We start from the raw sequence: 17,198 nt of genomic DNA on the forward strand, positions 1-17,198 counted from the left end.
GGAGCAAGCTCCCCTGTGCTACCGCTCGACTTGCATGTGTTAAGCCTGCCGCCAGCGTTCAATCTGAGCCATGATCAAACTCTTCAATTAAAAGCTTGATTTGCTAAGTTAATAGCGATGCTCAAAGATTACTGCATGAATTTTACTTACATGAGTCACTCTTTAAGACTTGATATTTTTTTGTTGCCGAAGCAACTGGATATCGTCTTTGTGAGTGCCCACACAGATTGTCTGATAAATTGTTAAAGAGCAGTGAGTTACTGGCTTTCGCCCGCTAACTCGAGGTGGCGTATATTACGCTTTCCTCTTTCAGAGTCAACCCTAATTTTCAGGTTTTTTCTCTGTCACACGGATAACGCTGCAAAGCGATTGTTATGTTCCGTGTCGATGGAGGCGCATTATAGGCAGTTGCGCCGCCGCCGCAACTGCTATTTTCAACAAAAAACACCGTTTGCTGCATTCCACAGCAAAACCCCGGTTTATACCCGGTTATGCACTAAGTTATCCACAGGACATCATCGGCAGGAAAATTTACGAGCACTACGCAAACGTTTTCGCTACAATTCCTGCGATCAAACAATCCCCCACTTTTATGGGGACGTTACCTGAATCCGTTGTTGTCTTGTTATATAAGCAGATTTATTCGAGTTGTCATCAGTATACGGAGACTCTGAATGGAATGGGGTCTATATCTCAGCAGGGAATTCACGTAACGTTCTTTTATTGCGACTCAAAGCCAAGGGATAAAACCATGCAACAACCTCGTCCAATCCGTCGAGCCTTACTCAGTGTGTCTGACAAAACCGGTATCATTGAATTCGCGCAAGCACTCTCTCAACGAGGGGTAGAACTGCTCTCTACTGGTGGGACCGCTCATCTACTGGCAGAGGCCGGATTAGCGGTTACTGAAGTTTCCGATTACACCGGTTTCCCGGAAATGATGGATGGACGGGTTAAAACTCTACACCCCAAAGTGCATGGTGGCATTCTTGGTCGCCGTGGTCAGGACGATGCCATTATGGCCCAACATGCGATCAAACCTATCGATATGGTGGTAGTGAATCTCTATCCTTTTGCGCAAACCGTGGCTCGTGCTAATTGCTCGCTGGAAGAGGCTATCGAAAACATTGACATCGGCGGCCCCACCATGGTGCGCTCTGCGGCCAAGAATCATAAAGATGTCGCCATTGTGGTCAACACTAATGACTACGCGACGATCATCACCGAGATGGATAGCAACGACGGTTCTTTGCTCTATCCCACCCGCTTCAATTTGGCTATCAAAGCATTTGAACATACTGCCGCTTATGACAGCATGATCGCCAACTACTTTGGCACACTGGTTCCGCCTTATTATGGCAATACGGAGCAACCTTCCGGTCATTTCCCTCGCACCATAAACCTCAACTTTATCAAAAAGCAGGATATGCGTTACGGTGAGAATAGCCACCAGCAAGCCGCTTTCTATATAGAGGAGAATCTGCAGGAGGCGTCGGTTGCCAGTGCCGAACAGCTACAAGGCAAGGCACTCTCCTACAACAATATCGCGGATACTGATGCTGCATTGGAATGTGTGAAAGAGTTTGCAGAACCGGCTTGCGTCATCGTCAAGCATGCCAATCCTTGTGGTGTAGCAATTGGTAAAGATCTGCTTACCGCTTATGATCATGCTTACCAGACCGACCCCACGTCTGCCTTTGGTGGCATCATTGCTTTCAACCGCGAACTGGATGCAGAAACGGCGCAAGCCATCATCAGCCGTCAGTTTGTTGAGGTCATCATTGCCCCAACCATCAGTGATGAAGCCCGCTCGGTATTGGTTGCCAAACAGAATGTGCGTGTTCTAGTTTGCGGCCAATGGCAACAGCGCGTTGCTGGATTGGACTTCAAGCGGGTCAACGGAGGGTTGTTAGTACAAGACCGTGACCTGGGTATGGTGACTCCCACTGACTTACGCGTGGTCTCTGAACGGCAACCCACCGCCCAGGAACTGCGAGATGCCCTGTTCTGTTGGAAAGTGGCTAAGTTCGTCAAATCCAACGCCATTGTTTATTCGCGCGATAACCGGACCATCGGCATCGGTGCGGGTCAGATGAGTCGCGTTTACTCCGCTAAAATTGCTGGCATCAAGGCCGCTGACGAAGGTCTGACGGTCAATGGCTCCGCGATGGCCTCAGACGCCTTCTTCCCGTTCCGTGATGGCATTGATGCGGCAGCCGCCGTCGGCATTACCTGTGTTATCCAGCCTGGTGGGTCGATTCGTGATGATGAAGTCATTGCAGCCGCCAACGAACACGGCATTGCGATGATCTTCACCGATATGCGCCACTTCCGCCATTAATCCTTGTTGCTGCTACGTGCGCTAAATGCGCACGCTGTTTATGGAGTCTTTGATGAACATTCTCATTATCGGTAATGGTGGGCGTGAACATGCGCTGGCCTGGAAAACCGCCCAATCGCCGCTGGCAAATAACGTTTACGTAGCGCCAGGTAACGCAGGTACCGCACTGGAAGCTAATCTGACCAATGTGGATATCGCGCCAACCGATATCCCAGCACTGCTTGCCTTTGCCAAAAGCAAGGCTATCGACCTGACCATTGTTGGCCCTGAAGCACCGCTGGTGATTGGCGTGGTTGATGCTTTCCAGGCTGCAGGGTTAAAAATATTTGGTCCCTCACAGGCCGCGGCCCAACTTGAAGGATCCAAAGCCTTTACTAAAGACTTTCTAGCTCGCCACGCCATTCCAAGCGCCGCCTATCAGAATTTTACTGAAGTGGAGCCAGCCTTGGCCTATGTTCGTCGTCAAGGCGCCCCTATCGTGATCAAAGCAGATGGTTTGGCCGCGGGGAAAGGGGTGATCGTAGCGATGACGCTACAGGAAGCCGAAGAAGCTATCCAGGATATGCTGGCAGGTAACGCTTTCGGCGATGCGGGACACCGTATCGTGATCGAAGAGTATCTTGAAGGTGAAGAAGCCAGTTTTATTGTGATGGTGGACGGTGAAAACGTCGTCCCCATGGCCACCAGCCAGGACCATAAACGTGTGGGTGATGGTGATACAGGCCCCAATACCGGTGGTATGGGAGCTTACTCACCCGCCCCCGTGGTCACAGATGAAATTCACCAACGCGTAATGGAGCAGGTGATCTGGCCAACCGTGCGTGGTATGGCTGCAGAGGGTAACACCTATGTTGGTTTCTTGTACGCTGGACTGATGATTTCTGCTGATGGCCAACCGAAGGTGATTGAATTTAATTGCCGCTTTGGCGATCCAGAAACGCAGCCGATCATGTTGCGTCTGCGTTCAGATCTGGTTGAGCTCTGCCTGGCTGGTGCTGAAGGTAAACTGAACGAGAAAAGCTCTGAGTGGGACCCACGTCCGGCACTCGGCGTGGTATTGGCGGCTGGCGGCTATCCTGGCGACTATCGCCAAGGGGATGTGATCCACGGCTTGCCGCAACAGGAAAACTCAGACAGTAAAGTGTTTCATGCCGGTACACGTATGCAGGGAAATGAAGTGGCCACGAGTGGTGGGCGTGTACTTTGTGTCACGGCATTAGGCGCCACAGTGAGCCAAGCACAACAGTGTGCTTATCAACTCGCGGCAAATATTGCGTGGCAAGATAGCTTCTACCGCAAGGATATTGGTTACCGGGCTATCGCGCGCGGCAAATAAACCCATACCAAACATTAACAGCAGGCTCTGTTCCCAGGGCCTTGTTGTTAAATTTATCTCAATGGGTTCTAAAGCGAATCTTTTGTGGGTTCCCAACGGCAAAAATCATCGTTAGCCACCAGTAACAACTCACGACCGCGAGGCCCATCCAACCAAGCAATAGTCACTGGCTGGCTACTATTGGCTACACGTCGCGCTATCCACTCTTCAGCTCGATTATTCAAGCCCGGCTTCACGATTTCTCCATTGCACAACTCTACCTTCCCTTGCAGCCAATGACCTTGCAACAGCCGTATACCGCCAGCATTAAGCGCATCACTCAATTCTAGCGTTCGGCGAGCCTGATATTGGTAGAGTACTATCTCATCAGCAGACAGTTTCTGGCGCTGAGTAGTCAGTTGACGCTGCATAAAACTGACCGTCCCATTCGGCGTAAAGCGCAATTGAATGGAGTCCCGATCACCGTCTGCATCAACTCGTCTGATTTGGAACAACACGCCATTTTGATATTCATACAGCGTAGTGACCGTCCCCGGTCCACGATAAGGGCTGTAGACTGTCATTAACGTCAATGGACGTTGCTGACTATCATCTCTACGCCACACTCGAACCACGCCCTGATCGGCAACAAAACCGCTTGCCGTAAACCTAGGAGAGGAGGAATTGGAACTACAGGCACCAAGGGCAACGACCATAGCCGCAACCATCAGCACCCGTTGGATAAACAAAAGGGGCATCATAGCCCCTCTGTCTAAACGCTTTACCAGCATGGATTAAGACTTAACTGCGTCTTTCAGAGCCTTGCCAGAAACAAATGCAGGAACATTAGCCGCTGCGATTTTGATTTCTTTACCAGTCTGTGGATTGCGGCCTGTGCGCTCGCTACGATGGTTTACTTTGAAAGTACCGAAACCAACCAATTGTACTGCATCACCTTCTTTCAGAGACTCAGTAATAGCAGACAAGGTAGATTCTAGAGCCAGTTTAGCTTGAGCTTTAGAAAGGTCAGCCTTATCTGCGATTACATCAATCAGTTGAGTCTTGTTCATAATTTATCCTTACAATGTGTTTATCGTTTGCAAAGCATCGAGTGCGACGGATATGCCGATAAACAGCACTCTCCTGCATACACGCACCAATAGCCACTTTTTTTTCGCCCCCCAAATGTAGACCAGACAGGGTGGGGATGTGAAGCCTTAAGGCATGACAAATCGGGTGTTAAATCACGTTTTATTATCTTATTGCGTTAATTTTATCCCAATATTGCTGATTGCCTCCTCTCGCAGGTCAGATCGTAACCCTTTTATCAGATCCAAATCACGCTCAGGACAAGCAGCCAACAGGCGGAAAATCTCCCATTGGAGATCCCACTCTTCCTCGATAGCAGGTAAAACGTTCAACTCTTCGTCAGTCATTTCTTTACCCGCCTGAGTCATTTCCAACATCGCCACAGTACGAATTGAGGCTTCGCTAATGGCGATGGCGTGTTCCAATGTCTCACCACTGAGGCGCGAATGAAGCAGTTCCCCTAATGCGATACAAGCATCGATTGCCGGATAAACACCATAAAGATCGTAATCTTCTGCTGAGGGGATGGCCTCTTCCAACTTTTCCAACTGACTGTCAAAGTTGACTTTGGCATCTTTCACCACCAGCGTTTCCCAAGCCAGATCAAGAATACGGCGATAGACTGCGGGATCACCAAACTCCGTTTGCAGACAGAACATCTGGTAATTAGGGTACATACGTTCGCACAGACTAGCCATAAAGGTTAAATGTTGCCAACTTTCCAGCTTTTCCAAACGCAAATGAATCGGGTTACGTAGCATGACCTACTCTCTTACTCGTTATCTGCCGCGCAGTGTACCCGAAATCGCGCAGGGCGGCATCTCTGAATGCGATGACTGCTGCAACCAGCGGATAAACGCCGGGCGACGTGACGCGATAGCATCAGCCCAACGTGTAGGTTCGGGCAAACGATAGCCTGCCATACATCGCTGTACCCACGTCAATGCGCTATCGGTACTGATACGGTGCCCGGTAGAAATAAACAATGGCTGACAGCGCGCCTTACTGCGCCATACCCACGCCAATTGTTCCCCTTTGTCCTCGAGTGCAGCCAATGCTCCCACTTCCGTATCCAAGGGCTCAAACCTGCCACACAACCGTTTTTTCGCCACACCAATAGTTGGAACGTTGACCAACAAACCAAAGTGGCTGGCAACCCCCAAACGCCTTGGGTGTGAAATACCATGGCCATCAACAAAGAGCAGATCAGGTTTCTGTTGCAACTGCTCCCAGGCAGCAAGCAATGCCGGATATTCACGAAAAGAGAGAAAACCCGGAATATAGGGCATGGTGGTGTTGATACGAGCAATCTGGTACTCCACCAGCGCCAAAGAAGGATAGCGCAGAATAGCAATGGCAGCGCGCGTCACCGCACCTTGATGCTCAAAACCGACATCTGCACCCGCAATAAATAGCGGAGGATCACGCAAAAAGTCATCATAGCGAATCACCTCTTCGGCATGTTGTAACTGTGTGGCTCGCAGGGCTGAGGTATCAATCACCGCATTTCCTTACCGTTCAGCGATGGTATTTAGCCGAAAGTGCATGCACCGCCTCAACAAAGGCGCCCGCATGGGCCGGTGGCACATCCTGATGAATGCCATGCCCAAGATTAAATACATGCCCTTCACCATCACCGAAACCTGCCAGAATGGTTTCTACTTCCTGCGCAATACGTTCCGGTGCAGCATAAAGTATTGAAGGATCCATATTGCCTTGCAGAGCTACCTGATGCCCCACTCGGCGACGTGCCTCAGCAATATCTATCGTCCAGTCCAGGCCCAAGGCATCACAACCGGTCGCGGCCATCGCTTCCAGCCACTGCCCGCCCCCTTTGGTAAACAGAGTGACAGGTACACGACGGCCTTCGTTTTCCCGCAACAAGCCATCGACAATTTTATGCATATAGTGCAGCGAGAACTCACGGTAATCACGCCCGGTCAGTACCCCACCCCAGGTATCAAACACCATGACAGACTGGACACCGGCCTTAATCTGAGCATTGAGATAAAGAATGACGCTGTCCGCCAGTTTATCCAGTAATAGATGCAACGTCTGTGGCTCGGCGTACATCATTTTCTTCAGTTTAGTGAATGCCTTACTGCTCCCGCCCTCCACCATATAGCTCGCCAAAGTCCATGGGCTACCAGAAAAACCGATCAGCGGTACGGCTCCCTTCAACTCACGACGAATGGTACGAACCGCATTCATGACATAACCCAGCTCATCTTCTGGATCACACAGCGGTAGCTTTTCTACATCAGCCCGGCAGACAATCGGCGAAGTAAATCGGGGCCCCTCACCCGCCTCAAAATAGAGCCCCAACCCCATAGCATCAGGGATGGTGAGAATATCAGAAAACAGAATAGCGGCATCCAGCGCATAGCGACGTAAGGGTTGTAATGTCACCTCGCAGGCCAGCTCAGCATTTTTACACAACGACATAAAATCACCGGCCTGAGCACGCGTGGCTTTATATTCTGGCAAATAACGCCCAGCCTGACGCATCATCCATACTGGTGTGACATCCACGGGTTGGCGCAGCAGGGCTCGCAGGTAGCGATCATTCTTCAAATCATTCATTTCTTATTGGTTCCCGTCATCATCAACCCCCATTGTATACTGGGTTGGGTAAGTTGGCGTGAGCACTTAAATCATCAAGGCACTTAAGTCATAAAGACAGCTATTATTCTGCCCGACACAACACCACCGTATCTTCAATCAGGCGACGCGCGACAGTACCTGGCGGGGGTAACAGCGGCAATTGGTCATAACGATACCAGCCAGCATTGAGTAGCTCTTTGGGGTCATGCTGCAGTTCCCCTGCCTGATAATCTGCCATAAACGCCATCATCAACGAATGAGGGAATGGCCAAGGTTGTGAGGTGACATAACGCAAATTCTTGATAACGATATTGCTCTCTTCCATCACTTCCCGTGCTACCGCTTGTTCCAGCGTTTCCCCCACCTCCACAAACCCCGCCAGCACGGTATGTATACCACCACGGTGACGCACATGTTGAGCCAGCAGGATTTCATCATCACGGCGAATGGCAACAATCACGCAAGGGGCGATCTGCGGGTAATAACGCTCGCGGCAGTGATCACAAAGGCAAGCATTTTCACTTCGACTGAAATGCATTTTATGACCACAGTAGCCACAAAAACGGTGTGAGCGATAAAAGTCCGCCAACTGCACACCCCGCCCAGCCAGTTGAAACAGACCTCGATCAAGATCGAGCAATTGGCGCACCGAGTTCATCTCCCTCGGCATCGATTGACGCACCAACCACACTGGGGCACCCTCCCATTCGCCAATCTGACGGGCCAATTGACCATGCAATGAAAATATTGCTGCAGAACCAAACGGCAGTTCACCCTTTGGTAACCAGATTTTGCTTTCATGGCTGACTATCCACCAGCCTTGTTCATTACCTGTTAATGCAAATTCCATATGTTGTTGCACAACCTCTGCGTCACTGGCAAGCTAGTCATTGGCTTATCACCTTTTAATAACTTACTGTTTATAACCCAAGTTCATGCAAGTTGCAGCCCCTAGCAGCCTGCATAGTGACAGAAAATTTAATTTGATTACTCACGGAGTCAACTATGCTCAACCAATTGGAAAGCCTGACTCAACGCGTTGGTGGCAATAATCAGTTAGTCGATCAGTGGCTACAGGCCCGCGAGCAATTGTTGGTTGCCTATTATTCTTTAGTCGGTATCAAACCGAGTAAGGGAAAACCTACGCCGTTAAATGAAAAAGCGCTGGAGAATTTTTACCATAATCTGCTGGACTACCTCTCTGCGGGGCATTTTCACGTTTATGCCAAAATTATCAAACAGGTGGAAGGCTCCGCCAGTCCGAAAATGGCACTAACCACCAAGTTCTATCCAAAGTTGGAAGCCAATACCGAAGCCATCATGGCATTTCATGATCGCTACAGCGGGGTTGAACTCGACCAAGATCTCTGTCTGGAGTTCAACCAGGCGTTATCAGATATCGGCGAAACGTTAGCATCACGTTTTGCACTAGAGGACCAATTAATTCTACGGGCAGCGGAGATCTTGCAGCAAAACCAATCCTGACGCCACCAGCACTGAGCCGTAGCAATGCAAAAGATGACGCGTTAGCTTGTAGTTTTTATTAAGCCTTTTATACTGGCAACATCTTGTCGGAGTGCCTAGCGCTGATTGCTTCATTAAATCAGCCAGGCTGAGACCGTTAATTCGGGATCCGCGGAACCTGATCGGGTTAATACCCGCGAAGGGAACAAGAGTAATCTATTGGCAGCGGCCCCACCCTTTGCGGGCTAACTCGCTGCCAGTCAATATCATTACTCCCGCCAAGCTCCAGACAAGCAATTTTCCACACATCAACACACTGATAGGAATTTGCTATGTCTACCATAAATAAACCACGTGTCCGTAAAGAACAGCGCGATGAAGCACAACAGTTTATTGATTCTTTACAAGGTACCACCTTCCCTAACTCACACCGTATCTATCTTGCCGGTTCCCGTAGCGATATTCAGGTACCGATGCGTGAAATTCAGCTGAGCCCAACGCTGATTGGCGGCACTAAAGACAACCCTCAATATCAACAGAACGAAGCCATTCCGGTTTATGACACCGCAGGCCCCTATGGTGATCCGCAGGCAACCATTAATGTCCACCAGGGGTTAAAAAAACTACGCGCTGGCTGGATTGCAGCACGAGAAGATACCGAAACACTAAGCCACGTCAGTTCGGGGTTTACCCAACAACGGCTGGCCGACGCCGGGTTGAATCACCTGCGTTTCGAGCACCTGCCTCAGCCACGTAAAGCGTGTAAGGGCAAGTGTGTTACTCAGTTGCACTATGCGCGAAGCGGCATGGTGACACCAGAAATGGAATTTATTGCCATCCGTGAAAACATGGGGCGCGAGCGTATCTGTAGCGAAGTCCTACGCCAACAGCATCCGGGCCAAAGTTGGGGAGCTAACCTACCGGAAAACATTACACCCGAGTTTGTCCGCCAGGAAGTGGCTGCTGGGCGAGCCATTATCCCCGCTAATATTAACCACCCTGAATCCGAGCCAATGATTATTGGTCGTAATTTTCTGGTCAAAGTGAATGCCAATATCGGCAATTCGGCCGTTACATCATCAATCGAAGAAGAAGTAGAAAAGTTGGTGTGGTCAACCCGTTGGGGAGCCGATACCGTGATGGATCTCTCTACTGGCCGCTATATCCACGAAACACGCGAATGGATCCTGCGTAACAGCCCGGTGCCGATTGGTACCGTGCCGATCTATCAGGCACTGGAAAAAGTGAATGGTGTAGCGGAAAACCTAAACTGGGAAATCTTCCGCGATACCCTGGTGGAACAGGCGGAACAAGGCGTCGATTACTTCACTATCCATGCGGGCGTGTTGCTGCGTTACGTACCGATGACCGCCAAACGGTTGACCGGCATTGTCTCCCGTGGGGGGTCGATCATGGCGAAGTGGTGTCTATCCCATCACCAGGAAAACTTCCTCTATCAGCATTTCCGTGAAATCTGCCAAATTTGTGCCGCCTATGATGTCTCACTATCGCTGGGTGATGGCTTGCGTCCAGGCTCTATTCAAGATGCCAATGACGAAGCCCAATTCGCCGAACTGCACACGCTGGGGGAGCTCACTAAAATTGCCTGGGAATATGATGTCCAAGTGATGATCGAAGGCCCAGGTCATGTGCCGATGCAACGGATCCAGCGCAACATGACCGAAGAGCTGGAATCCTGTTCTGAAGCCCCCTTCTATACATTAGGGCCATTGACCACCGACATTGCTCCGGGTTATGACCATTTCACCTCGGGGATTGGTGCGGCGATGATCGGCTGGTTTGGTTGCGCAATGCTCTGCTATGTGACACCGAAAGAGCACCTCGGGTTACCCAACAAGGAAGATGTGAAACAAGGGCTAATTACTTACAAAATCGCCGCCCATGCCGCCGATTTGGCGAAAGGGCATCCTGGGGCGCAGATCCGTGATAACGCCATGTCCAAGGCACGTTTTGAATTCCGCTGGGAAGATCAGTTCAATCTGGCATTGGATCCACAGACCGCCCGCTCCTATCACGATGAAACGCTGCCCCAGGCATCTGGCAAGATCGCCCATTTCTGTTCCATGTGTGGGCCAAAGTTCTGTTCAATGAAGATATCCCACGAAGTGCGAGCCTATGCCGCAACGCAAGATGCTGTAACACAAGGGGCGAACCATCCCGATGAAGTACAGCTGACTGGCATGGAAAAGATGTCGGCCGCATTCCGCTCCCGGGGCAACGAGCTCTACCATAGTGCGAGCAATCTGCTGGAGGAGAGCGATAATGACTGATATCACGACGCCCTTCCCCGCAACGCCATACAAACTCGGCTTATACCCGGTAGTCGACAGTGTTGCCTGGATCGCCCGCCTACTGGATGCCGGAGTCACCACCATCCAATTACGCATCAAGGATCTTGCCGATGAACAGGTGGAGGCGGATATTATTGCCGCCATCGCGCTCGGTAAACGTTATCAGGCACGCTTATTTATCAACGATTACTGGCAACTCGCTATCAAGCACCATGCCTACGGCGTTCATCTAGGACAAGAGGATTTAAATACCACCGACCTGCAGGCAATCCATCGAGCAGGGTTACGTTTGGGGGTTTCCACCCATGATGATCACGAACTCGCCCGGGCCATAGCCGTAAAACCCTCTTATATTGCACTGGGTCATATTTTCCCGACACAGACCAAAGAGATGCCCTCCGAGCCCCAAGGTCTGGCAGAACTACAACGCCACGTTGCCGGGTTGCAAGACTACCCTACCGTGGCCATTGGTGGGATCAGTATTGAGCGCGTTCCGGCGGTTCTGGCCTGCGGTGTGGGTAGCGTTGCCGTGGTCAGTGCTATCACACAAGCCGCGGACTGGCGCATCGCCACTGCACAATTACTGCGCTTGATTGAAGGGAAGGAGTCACCCGATGCTCAATGACCAAGAATTTCTACGCTACAGCCGCCAACTGTTGTTGGAAGATATTGGCCCAGAGGGTCAGGAGAAGCTGAAGCAGGCTAGGGTACTGATTGTCGGATTGGGAGGGCTGGGTTCCCCGGCTGCACTCTATCTGGCTGCCGCTGGCGTTGGCACACTCCTGCTGGCAGATGATGACAAACTGCATCTCACCAATCTGCAGCGACAAATTTTATATCGAACCAGTGACATCGCTTCCAGCAAGGCACAGCTGGCTCAACACCATTTGCAAGCGCTAAACCCGCAAGTGGAGTCGATAGCTCTGGAACAACGCCTGCAAGGACCCACACTACAACAGGCGGTGAGTCGTGCCGACCTGGTACTGGATTGCAGCGATAATATGGCAACTCGCCATGCGGTTAATGCAGCCTGTATCCTCGCCAATGTGCCTCTTATTAGTGGTAGCGCAGTCGGCTTCAGCGGCCAGTTGCTGATTATCGAACCACCCTATCATCAAGGCTGCTATGCCTGCCTCTATCCCGATCAAAGTGAACCTCAACGTAACTGCCGTACTGCGGGTGTACTCGGTCCGGTCGTTGGTGTAATTGGCACCCTTCAAGCACTGGAGGCGATTAAAATGCTGGTGGGCATAGCTTGTTCCCTAAGCGGTAAACTCCGCTTGTTTGATGGCAAACAACAAAGCTGGAGCACTCTGCAACTGAGTAAGGCCAGCAATTGTCGCATCTGCGGAGGCATCGCATGAACATCATGTTGAATGAACAACTGTTGGAAATAGAACAACCACTGAGCATTAAAGCATTGCTCGAACAGTTAGGACATGACCAACCCGGTTGCGCATTGGCGATAAACCAGACCATCATTCCGCACACTGACTGGGCAACTTATCATGTGCAGGATGGTGATGATATTCTCTTATTTCAAGCGATTGCCGGAGGCTGACATGTTGAAAATCGCCGATACTACTTTTACTTCACGTCTGTTTACCGGTACCGGTAAATTCGCCACGCCAGCATTAATGCTGTCAGCCTTGCAAGCCTCAGGGTCACAGTTAGTCACCATGGCGATGAAACGTGTTGACCTACGTGGCGGTAATGATGCGATTCTCGCACCCTTGCAACAATTAGGGGTGAAGTTACTGCCTAATACTTCGGGTGCCAAAAGTGCTGGTGAAGCCATCTTTGCCGCCCGCCTGGCGCGTGAAGCACTGGGTACGCAGTGGATAAAATTGGAGATCCACCCTGATGTGAAGTACTTATTGCCAGACCCGATTGAAACGTTAAAGGCAGCAGAAATATTGGTTAAAGAAGGCTTTGTGGTGCTGCCTTATTGCGGAGCCGATCCGGTTTTATGTAAACGATTGGAGGAAGTGGGTTGTGCTGCCGTGATGCCACTCGGTGCGCCGATCGGTTCTAACCGTGGATTACTCAGTCGTGATTTTCTGCAGATTATTATCGAGCAGGCCAAAGTACCTGTGGTGGTTGATGCCGGAATCGGCGCCCCCAGTCACGCATTAGAAGCGATAGAGTTAGGCGCTGACGCGGTACTGGTTAATACCGCTATTGCCGTTGCGCGTGACCCACTACAAATGGCCCAGGCGTTCCGTTTAGCTGTGGAGGCGGGTGAATTGGGGCATCGAGCTGGGTTGGCTGGCCGCCAGCCTATGGCCGCCGCCTCCAGCCCACTGACCGCCTTCCTCAGCCAACCTTTGCAGGAAATACGCTGATGAACAGTCATTTTAGTGAGCATCTACAAAACTGGGATTGGGATGAATTAACACGACGTATCAACAGTAAAACTGCGCCCGACGTTGAACGAGCGCTCAGCGCAGAAAAATTAACCCGGGATGATTTTATGGCGCTGATCTCCCCCGCAGCTGCACCTTACTTAGAACCCTTGGCACAACGAGCACAACAGCTCACTCGCCAGCGGTTCGGCAACGTGGTGAGCTTTTACGTGCCATTATATCTTTCTAACCTTTGTGCCAACGATTGTACTTACTGTGGTTTCTCAATGAGTAATCATCTCAAGCGCAAAACGCTGGATGCTGCAGAGATCGAACGAGAATGCACGGCCATAAAAGCGCTGGGGTTTGAGCATTTGTTACTGGTTACTGGCGAACACCAACGCAAAGTGGGCATGGACTATTTTCGCCAGCATCTTGCCAACATCCGCCCTCATTTCAGTTCGCTAATGATGGAGGTTCAGCCCCTGGCAGAGCATGAATACGCGGAATTGAAAGCTATCGGGCTGGATGGCGTGTTTGTTTATCAGGAAACCTATCACCCTGCCACCTATCAACGGCACCATCTGCACGGCAAAAAACAGGACTTTAATTGGCGATTGGATACACCAGACCGTCTTGGCCGCGCCGGTATTGATAAAATCGGCTTGGGAGCATTACTCGGGCTCTCCGATAGTTGGCGAACTGATTGTTACCTGTTAGCAGAACATTTGCTCTACCTGCAACAGACTTATTGGCAGAGCCGTTATTCGATTTCGTTCCCCCGTCTGCGGCCATGTACCGGGGGGATTGAGCCCGCCTCAGTGATCACTGAGCCCCAATTGGTACAGTTAATCTGTGCCTTTCGGTTGTTCGCACCTGATGTGGAACTGTCATTATCGACGCGAGAATCTGCCTTTTTTCGCGATCATATGATCCCGCTAGCCATCAACAACGTCAGTGCCGGTTCAAAAACCCAGCCGGGGGGCTATTCGGATAACGCGCCACTTCAACTGGAACAATTTGAACCACACGACAACCGCACACCACAACAGGTGGCGCTAGCAATCAGTGCTGCCGGATTACAGCCGGTATGGAAGGACTGGGACAGCTATCTGGGACGAGCTACGCAATAAAATGCAACTGTGACATCACAACTTGAATAGGGCTGGACACCTAGCGCAAAGCGAGCAAACCTGGCTGGCGCTAAAAATAGCTCAGGCTATAGTGACTGCGTTGGCTCTCAAACCCGAGGCTAACCGAGGTTATCGCCCCTCTTGATAACCTTGCCTTACCAACCACCGGAGCGTGCGCAGATCCCTCGCTCGCTCCGGTTTTCTTATTGTGATGAAAAACCATCAACCCATGGTCTGCGGCTTTATTCTCGCCCCAACAATAGCGGAGAGTAGACATCCCATAACCAGATAAGCGGCCACCAAATACCAACTCCCCCCCATCACCTCCACCAATAATACAGCGATAAAAGGGGTAAAGCCGCCACCAACCACACTAGCGACCTGATAACCTACCCCTGCTCCGCTATAACGATAGGCGGTGCCAAACAGTTCGGTAAATATCGGCTGTTGCACGCTGACCAACATATCGTGGGCGACATTGGCCAGCATGATAGCGAAGAAGACAATCCATAGGGTATTACGGCTCTCAAGGGCCATAAAAAACGGTATCCCACAGAGAACACCGATTAATGCGCCGGTGACATAGATCCGGCGACGACCAAAACGGTCCGCCAAATAAGCAAAACAAGGAATTGAGATACAACTGATTGCCCCCACCAGCAAGCCAATATTCAGAAAGATATCTCGTGAAAGACCCAGGTGAGCTGTCGAGTAATTGATGGCGAAGGCAGTCACGATATACATGGTCAGTAATTCACCAAATCTCATGGCGATGATCAGCAAAAATGCCTTAGGATTCTGGCGCAATGCCTCGAAAATCGGGAATTTACGGATTTTGTCGGCTCTTTCCTGTAACGCTTTGTTTGCCTCAAACTCCTGCGATTCATCCATGCCATTACGGATCCACCAAGCAACGGCCACCAGTAACAGACTGAAGATAAAAGGCAAACGCCAACCCCAACTGATAAACTGCTCATTTGAGGTCACGTGGCTCACCAATGAAACCGACCCGGTTGCCAACAGTAGCCCGACACCAAAACCAATCTGTACCCCACTGCTGTAAAAAGCCTTTTTCCCTTTCGGTGCACTCTCTACCGCGAGCAAGGCTGCGCCCCCCCATTCGCCGCCAACGGCAAATCCTTGAATGGCACGTAATAGCACCAGCAGTGTGGGTGCCCACCAGCCAATCGAGTCAAAAGAAGGTAATAGCCCAATTAATGCGGTGGAACATCCCATCATCCAGACGGTAATCATCAGCATCCGTTTGCGCCCCAACTTGTCACCAAAGTGGCCAAACACCATGCCTCCCAAAGGTCGAAACAAGAAACCAACGCCAAAGGTACCAAACGCCGCCAACGTTCCCATTGTCGGGCTCACCTGAGGGAAAAACTCCGTATTAAAGACCAGAGCAGCAACTATTCCGTACAGTAGAAAGTCGTACCAGTCGACAACAGCACCAACAAAACTCCCCCAGGCGGCACGACGTGCACGGCGTTGAGGAGGGGTTGTTGATGGGGTCTGCGAGTTCTTGGGAGTACTGGCAAGGTTGCCATTACCGAGTGAAGTTGAAGTGTCCATTACTATTCCGTTATTTTATCCCGTTATTTCAACTTTACAGGGGTTTAGGAGGCATTTCATCGAAAAGTTCCAATAGTAAAAAATAACGTTCACTCTCAATTTATTCTGCAAAAAAACTAGCAGGCGCTTACCTGCCCATCCGTATCCGACGTCCGCACCTCCAAAACCGACAGCTATACTCCTCATACTTCAAGTTGCTTGGGTTTGGTTGCGTACGGTTACTCGGCTCATTAATTAAGCTGGCCCTAAAGGGGCCACCGTAAACAGCGTTCAAAACACACTAAGTTTTGACAACTAATTCGAATTATTTTGGGTATAGATGCGCGAGGGCAAAATCATAAGTTTCTGTTGAAATGCCCTCGCACATCCAGTAGCTGAACGTAGTCAATATCGCCGCACCTTACACCGAGGGCGGTGCGGGCACCAATCAGCTACCCCGATAGGTTGAATAACCGTATTGGCTGAGCAATAGAGGAATGTGATAATGCTCCTCAGTGGAGGAAATATGGAACTCTACTGGGATCTGAGGGAAAAAACTTTCCTTTTTTTGGTCAGCGAAATATTTTGCCGTTTTGAACACCACGCGGTAATCACCCACCACCGGGGTTTGGTCTGGGTAGAGAGCTTTAATTCGACCATCTGCATCGGTAGTAGCGGTATTCAACATCTTCCAACCATCACCTTGCTTTTGTTCAAGAGTGACTTCAACACCCTGAGCGGGCTTACCAGTTTGTTGATTCAATATGTGGGCACTTAACAAATTCTTCCCGGCGGCCATTACAGTTGCGGGAGCGGCAAGCATGACTGCCAGAGTCAGTGCAGGCAAATATTTTTTCATCTTAAATTCTCCAGAGTTGATTACGGCTTCTTTTTTACACTGATGACTTGTCAAAAAAACGGTCAGAAAGATGACAATAATATCTTTGCTATCAGGATAAAGCGCTAAAGGTTCGCTGTTAGTCACGGACGCAGCCAACCCCCAAACGACGTGAAGTACGAAGGATGGATTATGAAGGT

17 protein-coding genes, 1 rRNA gene and 1 riboswitch are annotated in these 17,198 nt (G+C 50.5%); of the genes, 9 read left to right on the plus strand and 9 right to left on the minus strand.

The genetic code is table 11. The annotated features are described in order from the left end of the window. Positions 1-90 (minus strand): 16S ribosomal RNA (locus IO95_RS17995); the annotation flags it as partial. Between the two features lie 661 nt (positions 91-751). Here IO95_RS17995 and purH point away from each other — a divergent pair. Then, complete coding sequence (purH, locus tag IO95_RS18000; RefSeq protein WP_023488899.1) at positions 752-2,341, plus strand: bifunctional phosphoribosylaminoimidazolecarboxamide formyltransferase/IMP cyclohydrolase; 1,590 nt, start codon at positions 752-754, stop codon at positions 2,339-2,341. Positions 2,342-2,393: 52 nt separating this feature from the next. Beyond that, positions 2,394-3,677 carry a phosphoribosylamine--glycine ligase gene (gene purD / locus IO95_RS18005; protein ID WP_023488898.1) on the plus strand — a complete coding sequence of 428 codons (1,284 nt, stop codon included), beginning with the start codon at positions 2,394-2,396 and terminating at the stop codon, positions 3,675-3,677. Positions 3,678-3,745: 68 nt separating this feature from the next. Here the strand turns inward: purD and IO95_RS18010 are convergent, their stop codons facing one another. From IO95_RS18010 to nudC, 6 genes are all read right to left on the minus strand, one after another. Beyond that, positions 3,746-4,417, minus strand: a complete 672-nt coding sequence (locus tag IO95_RS18010; protein ID WP_081878582.1) for a DUF1481 domain-containing protein — start codon at positions 4,415-4,417, stop codon at positions 3,746-3,748. A 33-nt stretch (positions 4,418-4,450) separates the two neighbouring features. Next, positions 4,451-4,726: a nucleoid-associated protein HU-alpha gene (hupA, locus tag IO95_RS18015; RefSeq protein WP_023488896.1), complete on the minus strand. Its 276-nt coding sequence runs from the start codon at positions 4,724-4,726 to the stop codon at positions 4,451-4,453. Between the two features lie 189 nt (positions 4,727-4,915). Beyond that, the gene (locus IO95_RS18020; protein WP_023490721.1) at positions 4,916-5,506 is read right to left on the minus strand and encodes a YjaG family protein; all 591 of its coding nucleotides are present in this window, start codon (positions 5,504-5,506) and stop codon (positions 4,916-4,918) included. Between the two features lie 18 nt (positions 5,507-5,524). After that, on the minus strand, positions 5,525-6,244 hold the full coding sequence (gene nfi / locus IO95_RS18025) for a deoxyribonuclease V (RefSeq protein WP_200874186.1): 720 nt from the start codon (positions 6,242-6,244) through the stop codon (positions 5,525-5,527). A 19-nt stretch (positions 6,245-6,263) separates the two neighbouring features. Next, a complete protein-coding gene (gene hemE, locus IO95_RS18030; RefSeq protein ID WP_023490719.1) occupies positions 6,264-7,328 on the minus strand; it encodes a uroporphyrinogen decarboxylase in 1,065 nt (354 codons plus the stop codon). A 103-nt stretch (positions 7,329-7,431) separates the two neighbouring features. Then, entirely contained in the window at positions 7,432-8,199 is a 768-nt protein-coding gene (gene nudC, locus IO95_RS18035; RefSeq protein WP_023490718.1) for an NAD(+) diphosphatase, read from the minus strand. A gap of 155 nt (positions 8,200-8,354) precedes the next feature. On the opposite strand from nudC, the gene IO95_RS18040 reads away from it, so the two are divergent. The 7 genes from IO95_RS18040 to thiH all read left to right on the plus strand — a co-directional run bounded on the left by IO95_RS18040 (position 8,355) and on the right by thiH (position 14,603). Continuing rightward, complete coding sequence (locus IO95_RS18040) at positions 8,355-8,834, plus strand: Rsd/AlgQ family anti-sigma factor (RefSeq protein WP_023490717.1); 480 nt, start codon at positions 8,355-8,357, stop codon at positions 8,832-8,834. 77 nt (positions 8,835-8,911) lie between these two features. Continuing rightward, a riboswitch (TPP riboswitch) is annotated at positions 8,912-9,035 on the plus strand. Positions 9,036-9,145: 110 nt separating this feature from the next. After that, entirely contained in the window at positions 9,146-11,104 is a 1,959-nt protein-coding gene (gene thiC, locus IO95_RS18045; RefSeq protein ID WP_023490716.1) for a phosphomethylpyrimidine synthase ThiC, read from the plus strand. Further along, entirely contained in the window at positions 11,097-11,750 is a 654-nt protein-coding gene (gene thiE / locus IO95_RS18050) for a thiamine phosphate synthase (RefSeq protein ID WP_023490715.1), read from the plus strand. Before thiC ends, thiE begins: the two co-directional genes overlap by 8 nt. Then, positions 11,740-12,489 carry a HesA/MoeB/ThiF family protein gene (locus tag IO95_RS18055; protein ID WP_023490714.1) on the plus strand — a complete coding sequence of 250 codons (750 nt, stop codon included), beginning with the start codon at positions 11,740-11,742 and terminating at the stop codon, positions 12,487-12,489. Before thiE ends, IO95_RS18055 begins: the two co-directional genes overlap by 11 nt. After that, positions 12,486-12,686, plus strand: a complete 201-nt coding sequence (thiS, locus tag IO95_RS18060; protein ID WP_023490713.1) for a sulfur carrier protein ThiS — start codon at positions 12,486-12,488, stop codon at positions 12,684-12,686. Before IO95_RS18055 ends, thiS begins: the two co-directional genes overlap by 4 nt. 1 nt (position 12,687) lies before the next feature. Next, positions 12,688-13,470 (plus strand): thiazole synthase, encoded by a 783-nt coding sequence (locus IO95_RS18065; RefSeq protein ID WP_023490712.1) that lies wholly within the window; start codon positions 12,688-12,690, stop codon positions 13,468-13,470. After that, the gene (gene thiH, locus IO95_RS18070) at positions 13,470-14,603 is read left to right on the plus strand and encodes a 2-iminoacetate synthase ThiH (RefSeq protein ID WP_023490711.1); all 1,134 of its coding nucleotides are present in this window, start codon (positions 13,470-13,472) and stop codon (positions 14,601-14,603) included. The genes IO95_RS18065 and thiH overlap by 1 nt, the downstream gene beginning before the upstream one ends. Before the next feature lie 222 nt (positions 14,604-14,825). On the opposite strand, the gene shiA is transcribed toward thiH, so the two are convergent. Both shiA and hiuH read right to left on the minus strand, forming a co-directional pair. Continuing rightward, positions 14,826-16,181: a shikimate transporter gene (gene shiA, locus IO95_RS18075; protein WP_023490710.1), complete on the minus strand. Its 1,356-nt coding sequence runs from the start codon at positions 16,179-16,181 to the stop codon at positions 14,826-14,828. 427 nt (positions 16,182-16,608) lie between these two features. After that, complete coding sequence (gene hiuH / locus IO95_RS18080) at positions 16,609-17,019, minus strand: hydroxyisourate hydrolase (RefSeq protein ID WP_023490709.1); 411 nt, start codon at positions 17,017-17,019, stop codon at positions 16,609-16,611. Positions 17,020-17,198 lie beyond the last annotated feature (179 nt).

The organism is Serratia sp. DD3, assembly GCF_000496755.2.